We start from the raw sequence: 13,006 nt of genomic DNA on the forward strand, positions 1-13,006 counted from the left end.
TTCCTCGAAAGCGGATCGACTGTTACGCCTTCTTTGCTTCCTTCAGGGTGATCTTCTCGCCGGCATAACGCACACCCTTGCCCTTGTAGGGCTCAGGTGGGCGGAAGCCACGGATCTTGGCGGCAACCTGACCCACGACCTGCTTGTCGGTGCCCTTGATCAGCACTTCGGTCTGGGTCGGCGTCTCGATGCTGATGCCTGCCGGGGCGTCGAACACCACCGGATGGGAAAAGCCGAGGCTCAGGTTCAACGACTTGCCCTGCATGGCAGCACGGTAACCGACGCCGACCAGCTCAAGCTTGCGCTCGTAGCCGGTGGACACACCGGTGACCATGTTGGCGAGCAGCGCGCGCGCGGTGCCGCCGAACTTGTCGTCGACGCCATCGGCCAGCGTGACATGGGCCACGCCGTTGTCGACGGTGACCGTCACGCCGGGCAGATGGTGAATCGAGAGCGTGCCCTTGGGGCCTTTCACCGAGAGGTTGTCGCTGCCGACGGCAAGCTCGACACCCTTGGGCAGGGAAATGGGTTGCTTGGCTACACGTGACATTGCAGGACTCCTTATGCCACTTGGCCGATGACTTCGCCGCCCAGGCCCTTGGCACGGGCCTGCGCATCGGTCAACAGACCAGCGGAAGTCGAGATGATCGAGATACCCAGGCCACCGAGGACCTTCGGCAGCTCGTCCTTGCCGCGATACACACGCAGGCCGGAGCGGCTGACACGGGAAATGCGCTCGATGGCCGGCTGGCCCTCGAAATACTTGAGCTTGATCTCGAGCACCGGCTTGCCTTCCTCGGCGGAAGTCTTGGCGTCGAGAATGTAGCCCTCGTTCTTGAGAAGGTCGGCGATTGCCACCTTCAGTTTCGACGACGGCATACGCACGGTCGGCTTGCCCATGGCCTGGGCATTGCGGACGCGCGTGAACAGATCGGCGATGGGATCAGTCATGCTCATGAAAACATCCTTCAGAGTGCACCGATATCCGATAAAACCGGAAATCAATCAGATTGTGAGCCGCCATGAATGGTGGCCTGCGTTGCGCAGACCGCCGACTATAGCAGCACTTTCAGGTTTTGGCGAATATCGATGCGGTAGTCGCATCCAACAACTGCACCGCGATGCAGTCAGATCAACCGCCTGACGAGGCCCTGCCCCACCGGACGATACGGCAAATCGTTGATTACCAGCTGGCCTTGCGCAGACCCGGAACGTCGCCGCGCATGGTCGCCTCGCGCAGCTTGTTGCGGCCCAGGCCGAACTTGGCGTAGACGGCACGCGGACGGCCGGTCAGCGCGCAGCGGGTGCGCTGACGCACCGGACTGGCGTCGCGCGGCAGTTTCTGCAACTTGGTCTGAGCTTCCATCTTCTCCTCGTAGGAGGCCTTGGGGCTCAGTACGATCGCCTTCAGCTCGGCGCGCTTCGCGGCGAACTTCTGGGCGAGCTTGGTCCGCTTGATATCGCGGTTCACCATTGATGTCTTGGCCATGGATAACGCCTATCAGTTGCGGAAAGGAAAGCTGAACGCCGTCAACAAGGCCTTCGCCTCGTCATCGGTCTGCGCGGTGGTGGCGATGGAGATATCCATGCCACGCAGAGCATCGACCTGATCGAAATCGATCTCGGGGAAGATGATCTGTTCCTTGATGCCGAAGTTGTAGTTGCCGCGGCCGTCGAACGCCTTGGCCGATACACCACGGAAGTCGCGCACGCGCGGCAGCGAAATGTTGATCAGGCGATCCAGGAACTCCCACATCTGCGCACGGCGCAGTGTGACCTTGCAGCCGATCGGCCAGCCGTCGCGGATCTTGAACGAGGCGACAGAAACGCGCGCCTTGGTCGTGATCGGCTTCTGGCCCGCGATCTTGGCCATGTCGGCCACCGCGTTCTCGAGCACCTTCTTGTTGCCCGCGGCTTCGCCCACGCCCATGTTCAGCGTGATCTTGGTGATGCGGGGAACCTGCATCACGTTCTGGTAGCCGAACTGCTCGGTGAGCTTGGCAACTACCTGGTCTTTGTAGAAATTTTCAAGGCGCGTCATGATCGTGTTCCTTACGCGTCCACGACCTCGCCAGTCGAACGGAACACGCGAACCTTGCGCCCATCAGAGAGCGTTTTGGTGCCGACGCGTTCACCCTTGTTCGTGGCGGGGTTGAACAGCTGTACATTGGAGAGATGGATCGAGGCTTCACGCTCGACGATACCGCCAGCCTGGTTGGCCTGCGGGTTCGGCTTGGTGTGACGCTTGATCAGATTCACGTTGGAGACGAACACACGGTCGTCTGCAACACGCAGCACATCGCCGCGCTGACCCTTGTTCTTGCCGGTGATCACGAGGACCTGATCACCCTTGCGGATACGGTTCATTTCTTGACTCCGCTCAGAGCACTTCGGGAGCAAGCGAGACGATCTTCATGAACTTCTCGCTGCGCAGCTCGCGGGTGACCGGTCCGAAAATACGGGTGCCGATCGGCTCGAGCTTGTTGTTGAGGAGGACCGCGGCGTTACCGTCGAAACGGATCAGCGAGCCATCGGGACGACGCACACCCTTGGCGGTACGAACCACCACGGCGTTGTACACCTCGCCTTTCTTCACCTTGCCGCGGGGAATGGCATCTTTCACGGTGACCTTGATCACGTCGCCGATCGAGGCATAGCGGCGCTTGGAGCCGCCGAGCACCTTGATGCACATCACTTCCTTGGCGCCGCTGTTGTCCGCTGCGGATAGCGTGCTTTGCATCTGGATCATGGCTGCACCCTCCCTTAGACGTTGGCGCGCGTGATGATCTCAACCACGCGGTGATGTTTGGTCTTGGACAACGGACGGCACTCGGCGATACGCACGAGGTCGCCCTCATTCGCACCGATGTCGTCCTGCGCATGCAGCTTGGTCGACCGGCGGATGGTCTTGCCAAGCAGCCAGTGCTGCTCCTGGCGTTCGACCAGGACGGTGACCGTCTTGTCCATCTTGTTGCTGGTGACGCGACCTTCGAGGGTCCGCGTCTGTTTCTTGTTGTCGCTCATGTCGGCCGTCCCTTACTTCTTGCTGCCGAGCACGAATTTCGTGCGGGCGATGTCACGCCGAACGCGGCGAAGCTGGTGCGGCTGGGTGAGCTGGCCGGAGCCTTTCTGCATGCGCAGGTTGAACTGCTCCTTGCGCAGATCCAGCAGATGCTGGTTCAGCTCGTCGGCCGACTGGTTCTTGGTTTCTTTGCTGGCCATCACATCACCGCCCGGGAAACGAATTGGGTCTGCACCGACAGCTTCGCAGCGGCCAGGCGGAACGCCTCGCGTGCCGTCGGCTCGTCGACGCCTTCGATTTCATACAGCATGCGACCGGGCTGGACCGGGGCGACCCAGAACTCGACGCTGCCTTTGCCCGCGCCCATGCGGACTTCGATCGGCTTCTTGGTGATCGGCTTGTCGGGGAACACACGGATCCACAACTTGCCGCCACGCTTGACGAAGCGGGTGATGCAACGGCGGGCCGCCTCGATCTGGCGTGCGGTGAGCGCGCCATGCGTGGTCGCCTTCAGGCCGTACTCGCCGAAGCTGACGAGGTTGGAGCACTGTGCCAGACCGTCATTGCGGCCTTTGAACTGCTTGCGGTATTTGGTTCGCTTGGGTTGCAACATGGCAACTCTCCTTACTTCGCAGTCCGCTCGCGGCGGCCGTCACCGGCCTCGCGACGCGAATCATTACGACGACCTTCGCCACCTTCGCGGCGCGGCTGCGACGACGGCTCGTCCTTCGACTCCTGGCTGGCTGCGGCCAGATCGAAGATCTCGCCCTTGTAGACCCACACCTTGATGCCGATGATGCCGTAGGTGGTCTTCGCCTCGGCGGTGCCGTAGTCGATGTCGGCACGCAGGGTATGCAGCGGCACGCGACCCTCACGGCTCCACTCGGAACGGGCGATCTCGGCACCATTCAGACGACCGGAGACGTTGATCTTGATGCCCAGCGCGCCCAGGCGCATCGCGTTGCCGACCGAGCGCTTCATCGCGCGGCGGAACATGATGCGGCGCTCGAGCTGCTGTGCGATCGACTCGGCCACCAGCTGGGCGTCCAGCTCGGGCTTGCGCACTTCGTTGACGTTGATGTGCGTCGGGACGCCCATCATGTCGCTGACTTCCTTGCGCAGCTTCTCGATATCCTCGCCCTTCTTGCCGATCACCACGCCCGGACGGGCGGTGTGGATCGTCACGCGTGCGGTCTTGGCCGGACGCTCGATCTGGATCTTCGAGATGCCGGCGGCAGCCAGCTTCTTCTTCAGCATGTCGCGGACCTTGATGTCGGCCACGAGATACTTCGCGTAATCGCCCTTGTTGGCGAACCACTTCGAGTTCCAGTCCTTGGCAATGCCGAGGCGGATACCGGTGGGATGAACTTTATGACCCATCGTCTATGTCCCCGGTCAGTTACCAACAACCACAGTGATGTGGCTGGTGCGCTTGAGAATGCGCGAACCGCGGCCTTTGGCGCGGGCATACATGCGCTTCATCGCCGGACCTTCGTCGACGAAGATGCTGGCCACTTTCAGTTCGTCGACGTCGGCACCGAGATTGTTCTCGGCGTTGGCGACGGCCGACAGCAGCACCTTGCGGACAAGGTGTGCGGCCTTCTTGTTGGTGTAGGTGAGCACGTCGCTGGCCCGGCCCACGGGAAGCCCGCGGACAAGATCAGCCACCAGGCGTGCCTTTTGCGCCGAAATGCGGGCGCCGCGCAGGATCGCTTTGGCTTCAGTGCTCATCACTTGCCCTTCTTGTCGCCGACATGGCCTTTGAACGTGCGGGTCACCGCGAACTCGCCGAGCTTGTGCCCGACCATGTTCTCGTTGATCAGGACGGGCACGTGCTGGCGGCCGTTGTGGATGGCAATGGTCAAGCCGACCATTTCCGGCAGGATCATCGAACGACGCGACCAGGTCTTGATCGGACGCTTGTTGTTGGCGGAAACCGCAGCTTCCACCTTCTTTACGAGGTGAAGGTCGACGAACGGACCTTTCTTCAGGGAGCGAGGCATGTCGGTTTCCTTACTTCGTACGACGACGCACGATGAACTGCTGCGTGCGCTTGTTGTTACGGGTCTTGTAACCCTTCGCCGGCGTGCCCCACGGGCTGACCGGATGACGACCGCCAGAAGTCTTGCCTTCACCACCACCGTGCGGATGGTCGACCGGGTTCATCACCACACCGCGAACGGTGGGGCGAATACCCAACCAGCGCTTGGCACCGGCCTTGCCCAGCTTCTTCAGGCTGTGCTCGCCGTTGCCGACTTCACCGATGGTGGCGCGGCAATCGACCGAGACGCGACGCATCTCGCCGGAGCGCAGGCGCAGCGTGGCGTAACCGGATTCGCGAGCGACCAGCTGCACCGAGGCGCCGGCGCTGCGGGCGATCTGCGCACCCTTGCCAGGACGCAGTTCGATGCAATGAACCGTGCTGCCCATCGGGATATTGCGCAGCTGCAGGCAGTTGCCAGCCTTGATCGGCGCATCGCGACCGGACACCAGGCGATCGTCCACCGCCACGCCCTTCGGCGCAATGATGTAGCGACGCTCGCCATCGGCGTAGCACAGCAACGCGATGTGCGCGGTGCGGTTCGGATCGTATTCGATGCGCTCGACGCGGGCGGCGATACCTTCCTTGTCACGCTTGAAATCGATGAGGCGGTACTGCTGCTTGTGACCGCCACCACGATGACGCACGGTGATGCGACCATGATGATTGCGACCGCCCGTCTTGGACTGCGACTCGGTCAACGCCGCGAACGGCGCGCCCTTGTACAGGCCTTCCGTGCGAACGCTTACCGCGTCACGACGGCCCGGCGAGGTCGGCTTGTGGTTGATTAATGCCATTTCACAGAACTCCTGGCTCAGGCCTTGGCGGACACGTCGATGGTCTGACCATCGGCAAGACGCACATAGGCCTTGCGCTTGCCCTGGCGGCTGCCAGCGCGTTGGCGGAAGGCTTTGACCTTGCCCTTGGTGTTGACGAGGTTGACCTGCTCGACTTTCACGTCGAACAGCTTCTCCACGGCAGCGCGGACATCGGCCTTGGTCGCCGCGGGGGCGACCACGAATACGTACTGGTTGTGCTCGGCGAGACGCGCCGACTTCTCGGAGATGTGCGGCGCGCGCAGCGTATCGAGAATGCGTTCGTTGTTCATGCCAGCCACTCCTCGATCTTCTTCACCGCGTCAACCGTGACCACCACATGGTCGGAACCGACCAGGCTGACCGGGTTCAGGCCCATCACATCCAGCACGTGGATATAGGGAATGTTGCGCGCGGCCAGGAATACGGACTCGTTGGCATCTTCCGACACCAGCAGCACGCGACCGGACACTTCCAGCTGAGCCAGCTTGGCCACCATCGCGGAGGTCTTCGGCGTCTCGATATCGAAACTCTCGACCACTTTCAGACGATCCTGGCGGACCAGCTCGGAAAAGATCGAACGAATCGCGACGCGGTAGGCCTTGCGGTTGACCTTCTGCTCGTAGCTGCGCGGCTTCGCCGCGAAAGTGCGGCCACCACCGACAAAGATCGGTGCACGGTAATCACCGTGACGGGCGCCGCCGCCCTTCTGCTTCTTGAATTTCTTGGTGGTACCGGACATCTCGCCGCGCGACAGCTGCGACTGGGTACCGGCACGGCCGGCCGCCTGATAGGCGATCACGACCTGGTGAACCAGGGCCTTCTTGTACTCACCGCCGAACACTTCGTCCGACACGTTGAGTGACTTGGCGCCAATAACATTGAGTTCCATGGCGTCTCTCCTCAGCTCTTCGTCGTCGGGCGGATGATGACGTTGCCACCGGTTGCACCCGGCACCGCACCCTTCACCGCGATCAGATGACGCTCGGCGTCGACCTTGACCACTTCCAGACCCTGCTGCGTGCGATTGACCGCACCCATGTGGCCGGACATCTTCTTGCCCGGAAACACGCGACCCGGGGTCTGGCGCTGACCGATGGAACCCGGCGCGCGATGCGACAGCGAGTTACCGTGGGTGGCGTCACCCATCTTGAAGTTCCAGCGCTTGATCGTGCCCTGGAAGCCCTTGCCTTTCGACACGCCGGCAACGTCGACGATCTGGCCGACGGTGAACACGTCGTCTGCCTTGATCTCGCTGCCCACGGTGTACTTGCCGAGATCGTCGGCAGACACGCGGAATTCCCACAAGCCACGACCCGGCTCAACCTTGGCCTTCGCGTAGTGACCTTTCAGCGGCTGCGTCAGCAGGTTCGCGCGCTTGCTGCCCGCGGAAACCTGGACGGCGCTGTAGCCATCGTTATCGTCCGTCTTCAACTGGGTCACACGATTCGGCGTCGCTTCAATCAGCGTCACCGGAATCGAGCGGCCATCTTCAGTGAAGAGTCGGCTCATGCCGCATTTGCGGCCAACCAATCCGATACTCATCTTCGTATCCTGTCTGTCGCTCAACCGAGCTTGATCTGAACATCGACGCCAGCGGCGAGATCAAGCTTCATGAGCGCGTCCACGGTTTTGTCGTTCGGGTCGATGATGTCGAGCACACGCTTGTGCGTACGGGTCTCGTACTGGTCGCGTGCATCCTTGTCGACGTGCGGCGACGTCAGAATGGTGTAACGCTCGATCTTGGTCGGAAGCGGGATGGGCCCGAGTACCGTGGCACCCGTGCGCTTAGCCGTCTCGACGATCTCGCTGGCAGAGCGGTCGATCAGACGATGATCGTACGCCTTCAGCCGAATCCGAATCTTCTGGTTCGCCATAACCGTGTCCTGTTGTCGAAAGAACGTAATGTGAAACGAAACGGCTTCTCACCGCCTCGCACAACCCTTTGCACCACATCGGCAGTCGTGAATATTCCCGACCCCAATTCGAAAAGACCAGGCGAGCACGTGCGGCTCGCCTGGACAGAATCTGCATCGCGCAACGAGACATTGTCGGCAGGCAGGACCTGCGAAATATTCCATTGCGATGGGCCATCCCGGCCCGCGAACTCGAAGCACGTCCTGCGCCTCATTTCGCGGTAGATCGGTCAAAGCTGAAGCTTTGATCGACAAGTGAGCTGCGAAGTATACCTGCTAATTTCCCCACAGGGAAGTGGTTCAGCAGTAAACCACCTGCACCACCCCTCCGGCGTTATCCATTTATTTCAGCCATCCTCCCTGATGGCGAAGATCAAACCGGCATCCATGCCGGACTTCTCACGATTTATTTCAGCCACCCTCCCTGATGGCAAAGATCAAACCGGCATCCATGCCGCACTATTCAATAAGAGCAGCTTACTTGATGACCTTGGCCACGACGCCGGCGCCGACGGTGCGGCCGCCTTCGCGAATGGCGAAACGCAGGCCTTCGTCCATCGCGATCGGGTGGATCAGGCTCACCACCATCTTCACGTTGTCGCCCGGCATCACCATTTCCACGCCTTCCGGCAACTGGCAGGCGCCGGTCACGTCGGTCGTGCGGAAGTAGAACTGCGGACGGTAACCCTTGAAGAACGGCGTGTGACGGCCACCCTCGTCCTTCGACAGCACATAGACTTCGGCTTCGAAGTCGGTGTGCGGGGTGATCGTGCCCGGCTTGGCCAGCACCTGGCCACGCTCCACGTCGTCACGCTTCAGGCCGCGCAGCAGCAGACCGGCGTTGTCGCCTGCCTGACCCTGGTCCAGCAGCTTGCGGAACATTTCCACGCCGGTGACCGTGGTCTTCTGCGTGTCGCGGATACCGACCACTTCGATTTCGTCGCCCACCTTGATGATGCCGCGCTCGATACGACCGGTCACCACGGTGCCGCGGCCCGAGATCGAGAACACGTCTTCCACCGGCATCAAGAACGGCTTGTCGATCGTGCGCACCGGCTCCGGGATGTAGCTGTCCAGCGCATCGACCAGCTTGATGATCGACGGCACGCCGATCTCGCTCTGATCGCCTTCCAGCGCCAGCTTGGCCGAACCATGGATCATCGGCGTGTCGTCGCCCGGGAAGTCGTACTTGGTCAGCAGCTCGCGCACTTCCATCTCGACCAGCTCGAGCAGCTCGGCGTCGTCCACCATGTCCGCCTTGTTCAGGTACACGATGATGTATGGCACACCGACCTGACGGCTCAGCAGGATGTGCTCGCGCGTCTGCGGCATCGGGCCGTCCGCGGCCGAGCACACCAGGATCGCGCCGTCCATCTGCGCCGCACCGGTGATCATGTTCTTCACGTAGTCCGCATGGCCGGGGCAGTCGACGTGCGCGTAATGGCGGTTCGGCGACTCGTATTCCACGTGCGCGGTCGAGATCGTGATGCCGCGGGCCTTCTCTTCCGGCGCCGCGTCGATCGAGCTGTAATCCTTGAACTCGCCACCGAAACGTTCCGCACCGACCTTCGTCAGCGCTGCCGTCAGCGTCGTCTTGCCGTGATCCACGTGACCAATCGTGCCGACGTTGACGTGCGGCTTGGTGCGTTCGAATTTACCCTTTGCCATGGCTCAAACCTCTGAGAGAATCTATTTGATGATACGCCCACGAATGGCCGCTTCTTTTAAGAGTGCGGCCATGGATGGCCGCTTCCTGATCTTTGCTGTTGCGATCAGGAAGATCGCACAAGTTACGCCTTCTTCATCACCTGCTCGGCGATGTTGTTCGGCGCCTCGGCGTAGTGGTCGAACTCCATCGTGAAGGTGGCGCGTCCCTGGGTCAGCGAGCGGATCGTCGTCGCATACCCGAACATCTCACCCAGCGGCACCATCGCATCGATGGTCTTGCCCGACGGCGTATCGTCCTGACCCTGCAGGAGACCGCGACGACGACTCATGTCGCCCATCACGTCACCCACGTAGTCTTCCGGAGTCACCACCTCGACCTTCATGATCGGCTCGAGCAACACCGGGTTGGCCTTGTTGAAGCCCTGCTTGAACGCCATCGAGGCGGCCAGCTTGAACGCCATTTCGGACGAATCGACATCATGGTAGGAACCGAACACCAGCTTCACCTTGACGCCCACGACCGGGAAGCCGGCCAGCGGACCGCTGGTGATGGTCTCGCGCAGACCCTTTTCGACCGACGGGATGAATTCCTTCGGAATCACGCCACCAGTGATGTCGTTGATGAAGAGGAAATCATTCTTCACGTTCGGATCGGCGCGATCGGCCTCGGTCATCGGCGACAGCTCGATCACGACGTGACCATACTGACCCTTGCCGCCGGACTGCTTGGCATGCTTGTAGTCCGACTTGACGTCCGACGCGCGGATCGTCTCGCGGTATGCCACCTGTGGCTTGCCGACATTGGCCTCGACGTTGAACTCGCGACGCATGCGGTCGACCAGGATGTCCAGGTGCAGCTCACCCATGCCCGAGATGATCGTCTGGCCCGATTCTTCGTCGGTGCGCACACGGAACGACGGATCTTCCGCAGCCAGACGGCCGAGGGCGATACCCATCTTTTCCTGGTCCGACTTGGTCTTCGGCTCGACCGCCATCGAGATCACCGGCTCCGGGAACGTCATGCGCTCGAGGGTAATGATGTGGTCCTGCGAGCACAGCGTGTCACCGGTCGTCACGTCCTTCAGGCCGACCGCGGCAGCGATGTCGCCGGCGCGGACTTCCTTCAGTTCCTGACGCTCGTTCGCGTGCATCTGCAGAATGCGGCCGATGCGCTCCTTCTTGCTCTTGACCGGGTTGTACACGGCATCGCCAGAGTTCAGCGTGCCCGAATAGACACGGAAGAACGTCAGCGAACCGACGAACGGATCGGTCATGATCTTGAACGCGAGCGCGGAGAATGGCGCCGCATCGTCGGCCTTGCGCGTGGCTTCCTTGTCGTCTTCATCGATGCCTGCGACCGGCGGGCGGTCGGCAGGCGATGGCAGCAGTTGCACCACGGCGTCGAGCATCGCCTGGACGCCCTTGTTCTTGAACGCCGTGCCGCAGAACACCGGGATGATCTCGTTGGCAAGCGTGCGCTGGCGCAAGCCGGCAATGATCTCGTCCGTGCTGAGCTCGCCGCCTTCGAGATACTTGTTCATCAGCTCTTCGGTCGCTTCGGCGGCAGACTCCACCATGAAGGCATGCGCCTCGGCGGCCTGGTCGACGAGGTTCGCAGGGATCTCCGAGAGCTCGAATTTCATACCCTGGGATTCCATGTCCCAGGTGATCGCCTTCATCTTGAGGAGATCGACCACGCCTTCGAAACCATCCTCGGCGCCGATCGGCACCTGCATCGGCACCGGGCGCGCGCCCAGGCGAGACTTCAGCTGGTCGACGACCTTGGAGAAATTGGCGCCGGTGCGATCCATCTTGTTGACGAACGCAAGGCGCGGCACCTTGTACTTGTTGGCCTGGCGCCACACCGTCTCGGATTGCGGCTGCACGCCACCGACCGCGCACAGCACGAACACCGCGCCATCCAGCACGCGCAGCGAGCGCTCGACTTCGATGGTGAAGTCGACGTGTCCAGGGGTGTCAATGATGTTGAAGCGGTGCTGTTCCAGCGAGCCGTCCATGCCCTTCCAGAACGCCGTCGTTGCCGCCGACGTGATGGTGATGCCACGCTCCTGCTCCTGCTCCATCCAGTCCATCGTGGCCGCGCCGTCATGCACCTCGCCGATCTTGTGGCTGACGCCGGTGTAGAACAGGATGCGCTCGGTCGTGGTGGTCTTGCCGGCATCGATGTGAGCCATGATGCCGAAGTTGCGGTAGCGCTCGATGGGAGTGGTGCGTGCCATGGGTATTTACCTGTTTCGGGCTGCCTGCCCTGCGTCAAAGCAGCCGTCCGGGCCGCGTTCAATTGGAAAATCCGGCAGGGATGCCGATTTGTTCTTTGCCGCCACGGGGGACGGCCTGAACCCAACAAAGTCCGGCATGAATACCGGCTTGTTCAAGTCGCCATGGAAGACGGCTTGAACCCGAGAGCCCGCCACGGATGGCGGATTTGTCTCATGCCGTCACGGAAGACGGCAAAACAAAACGCTTACCAGCGATAGTGCGAGAAGGCCTTGTTGGCTTCTGCCATGCGATGCGTCTCTTCGCGCTTCTTGGCGGCGCCGCCACGGCTCTCCGAAGCCTCGAGCAGCTCGGCAGCAAGCTTGCGCGGCATCGAGGTCTCGCCACGCTTGCGCGCTGCATCGATGACCCAGCGCATGGCCAGTGCCATGCGACGACCCGGACGCACTTCGACCGGCACCTGATAGGTGGCGCCGCCGACTCGACGGGACTTCACTTCGACCGCCGGAGCGATGTTGTTCAGGGCCTTCTCGACCAGGGCCACCGGCTCGGCATTCTTTTCGCCGATATGCTGCAGTGCGCCGTACACGATGCTTTCGGCCACGGACTTCTTGCCACTCTTCATCACCATGTTGATGAATCGGGCGATCAGCTGGCTGCCGTGCTTGGGATCCGGCAGGATCAGACGGGCGGGATGTGAACCTTTACGCGACATGTTTGTTGTCCGTTATTTTTGCGGCCGTCCTGGTCGCCTGAAAGGCAGCCATCCTGGCCGCGTGTTGTATTTTGCGGGCGTCGTGCCCGCCGAGCAAAAGCGATCATCCCTGGCCGCACGCTTCAATACGGCAATCTTATTTCTTCGGGCGCTTGGCGCCGTACTTCGAGCGCGACTGGCGACGCTTGGTCACGCCAGCGCAATCGAGGCTGCCGCGCACCGTGTGGTAGCGCACACCGGGCAGGTCCTTGACGCGGCCGCCGCGGATCAGCACCACCGAATGTTCCTGCAGGTTGTGGCCCTCGCCGCCGATGTAGCTGATGACCTCGAAGCCATTGGTCAGGCGCACCTTGGCAACCTTGCGCAAGGCCGAGTTCGGCTTTTTCGGGGTGGTCGTGTAAACGCGCGTGCAGACACCGCGACGCTGCGGGCTGCTCTGCAGCGCCGGCGAACCGCTCTTGTAGGTCTTGGGGCTGCGCGATTTGCGCACCAACTGATTGACTGTCGTCATGCGTAGCTGTTCCTGAAAACATAAAGGCAGCCCGATCAAGCTCGGTCTGCCAAGAAGCGGGAATTTAACATGAGCAGCTT

General features: G+C 61.6%; 22 protein-coding genes. 1 reads left to right on the forward strand and 21 read right to left on the reverse strand.

Annotated elements, in window-relative coordinates; translation table 11 throughout:
* Positions 1–22: 22 nt before the first annotated feature.
* From rplF to fusA, 19 genes are all read right to left on the reverse strand, one after another.
* Entirely contained in the window at positions 23–550 is a 528-nt protein-coding gene (rplF, locus tag B0E47_RS16070; RefSeq protein WP_077515256.1) for a 50S ribosomal protein L6, read from the reverse strand.
* An 11-nt stretch (positions 551–561) separates the two neighbouring features.
* Entirely contained in the window at positions 562–957 is a 396-nt protein-coding gene (gene rpsH / locus B0E47_RS16075) for a 30S ribosomal protein S8 (protein ID WP_007808190.1), read from the reverse strand.
* A gap of 226 nt (positions 958–1,183) precedes the next feature.
* Complete coding sequence (rpsN, locus tag B0E47_RS16080) at positions 1,184–1,489, reverse strand: 30S ribosomal protein S14 (RefSeq protein ID WP_077515257.1); 306 nt, start codon at positions 1,487–1,489, stop codon at positions 1,184–1,186.
* Positions 1,490–1,501: 12 nt separating this feature from the next.
* Positions 1,502–2,044: a 50S ribosomal protein L5 gene (gene rplE / locus B0E47_RS16085; protein ID WP_174567001.1), complete on the reverse strand. Its 543-nt coding sequence runs from the start codon at positions 2,042–2,044 to the stop codon at positions 1,502–1,504.
* Between the two features lie 8 nt (positions 2,045–2,052).
* Positions 2,053–2,367, reverse strand: coding sequence for a 50S ribosomal protein L24 (gene rplX, locus B0E47_RS16090; protein WP_077515259.1), 315 nt, complete (start codon positions 2,365–2,367; stop codon positions 2,053–2,055).
* Between the two features lie 13 nt (positions 2,368–2,380).
* Positions 2,381–2,749, reverse strand: a complete 369-nt coding sequence (gene rplN / locus B0E47_RS16095; RefSeq protein ID WP_077515260.1) for a 50S ribosomal protein L14 — start codon at positions 2,747–2,749, stop codon at positions 2,381–2,383.
* 14 nt (positions 2,750–2,763) lie between these two features.
* Complete coding sequence (gene rpsQ, locus B0E47_RS16100) at positions 2,764–3,024, reverse strand: 30S ribosomal protein S17 (protein ID WP_077515261.1); 261 nt, start codon at positions 3,022–3,024, stop codon at positions 2,764–2,766.
* Positions 3,025–3,036: 12 nt separating this feature from the next.
* A complete protein-coding gene (rpmC, locus tag B0E47_RS16105) occupies positions 3,037–3,222 on the reverse strand; it encodes a 50S ribosomal protein L29 (protein ID WP_077515262.1) in 186 nt (61 codons plus the stop codon).
* A complete protein-coding gene (gene rplP / locus B0E47_RS16110; RefSeq protein ID WP_077515263.1) occupies positions 3,222–3,635 on the reverse strand; it encodes a 50S ribosomal protein L16 in 414 nt (137 codons plus the stop codon). The genes rpmC and rplP overlap by 1 nt, the downstream gene beginning before the upstream one ends.
* Before the next feature lie 11 nt (positions 3,636–3,646).
* On the reverse strand, positions 3,647–4,402 hold the full coding sequence (gene rpsC, locus B0E47_RS16115) for a 30S ribosomal protein S3 (protein WP_077515264.1): 756 nt from the start codon (positions 4,400–4,402) through the stop codon (positions 3,647–3,649).
* 15 nt (positions 4,403–4,417) lie between these two features.
* Positions 4,418–4,753, reverse strand: a complete 336-nt coding sequence (gene rplV / locus B0E47_RS16120) for a 50S ribosomal protein L22 (RefSeq protein WP_007513348.1) — start codon at positions 4,751–4,753, stop codon at positions 4,418–4,420.
* Entirely contained in the window at positions 4,753–5,025 is a 273-nt protein-coding gene (gene rpsS, locus B0E47_RS16125; protein ID WP_007082178.1) for a 30S ribosomal protein S19, read from the reverse strand. The genes rplV and rpsS overlap by 1 nt, the downstream gene beginning before the upstream one ends.
* A 10-nt stretch (positions 5,026–5,035) precedes the next feature.
* Entirely contained in the window at positions 5,036–5,860 is an 825-nt protein-coding gene (gene rplB / locus B0E47_RS16130; RefSeq protein WP_077515265.1) for a 50S ribosomal protein L2, read from the reverse strand.
* A gap of 17 nt (positions 5,861–5,877) precedes the next feature.
* Positions 5,878–6,171 (reverse strand): 50S ribosomal protein L23, encoded by a 294-nt coding sequence (gene rplW / locus B0E47_RS16135; protein WP_056386840.1) that lies wholly within the window; start codon positions 6,169–6,171, stop codon positions 5,878–5,880.
* Positions 6,168–6,770, reverse strand: coding sequence for a 50S ribosomal protein L4 (gene rplD, locus B0E47_RS16140; protein WP_077515266.1), 603 nt, complete (start codon positions 6,768–6,770; stop codon positions 6,168–6,170). The genes rplW and rplD overlap by 4 nt, the downstream gene beginning before the upstream one ends.
* A gap of 11 nt (positions 6,771–6,781) precedes the next feature.
* Positions 6,782–7,423 carry a 50S ribosomal protein L3 gene (rplC, locus tag B0E47_RS16145; protein WP_077515267.1) on the reverse strand — a complete coding sequence of 214 codons (642 nt, stop codon included), beginning with the start codon at positions 7,421–7,423 and terminating at the stop codon, positions 6,782–6,784.
* A 20-nt stretch (positions 7,424–7,443) separates the two neighbouring features.
* The gene (gene rpsJ / locus B0E47_RS16150; RefSeq protein WP_068095401.1) at positions 7,444–7,755 is read right to left on the reverse strand and encodes a 30S ribosomal protein S10; all 312 of its coding nucleotides are present in this window, start codon (positions 7,753–7,755) and stop codon (positions 7,444–7,446) included.
* A 516-nt stretch (positions 7,756–8,271) separates the two neighbouring features.
* The gene (tuf, locus tag B0E47_RS16155) at positions 8,272–9,462 is read right to left on the reverse strand and encodes an elongation factor Tu (RefSeq protein ID WP_077515268.1); all 1,191 of its coding nucleotides are present in this window, start codon (positions 9,460–9,462) and stop codon (positions 8,272–8,274) included.
* A gap of 122 nt (positions 9,463–9,584) precedes the next feature.
* Entirely contained in the window at positions 9,585–11,702 is a 2,118-nt protein-coding gene (gene fusA, locus B0E47_RS16160) for an elongation factor G (protein WP_077515269.1), read from the reverse strand.
* Here fusA and B0E47_RS16945 point away from each other — a divergent pair.
* Complete coding sequence (locus B0E47_RS16945) at positions 11,701–11,880, forward strand: hypothetical protein (RefSeq protein WP_139351489.1); 180 nt, start codon at positions 11,701–11,703, stop codon at positions 11,878–11,880. The two genes, fusA and B0E47_RS16945, sit on opposite strands and share 2 nt — an antisense overlap.
* 67 nt (positions 11,881–11,947) lie before the next feature.
* Here B0E47_RS16945 and rpsG read toward each other — a convergent pair whose 3' ends face one another.
* Both rpsG and rpsL read right to left on the reverse strand, forming a co-directional pair.
* Entirely contained in the window at positions 11,948–12,415 is a 468-nt protein-coding gene (gene rpsG / locus B0E47_RS16165) for a 30S ribosomal protein S7 (RefSeq protein WP_072757771.1), read from the reverse strand.
* A 136-nt stretch (positions 12,416–12,551) separates the two neighbouring features.
* Positions 12,552–12,926 carry a 30S ribosomal protein S12 gene (gene rpsL, locus B0E47_RS16170; protein WP_007810190.1) on the reverse strand — a complete coding sequence of 125 codons (375 nt, stop codon included), beginning with the start codon at positions 12,924–12,926 and terminating at the stop codon, positions 12,552–12,554.
* Between the last annotated feature and the right edge of the window lie 80 nt (positions 12,927–13,006).

Source organism: Rhodanobacter sp. B05 (assembly GCF_002001085.1).
Lineage (GTDB): Bacteria > Pseudomonadota > Gammaproteobacteria > Xanthomonadales > Rhodanobacteraceae > Rhodanobacter.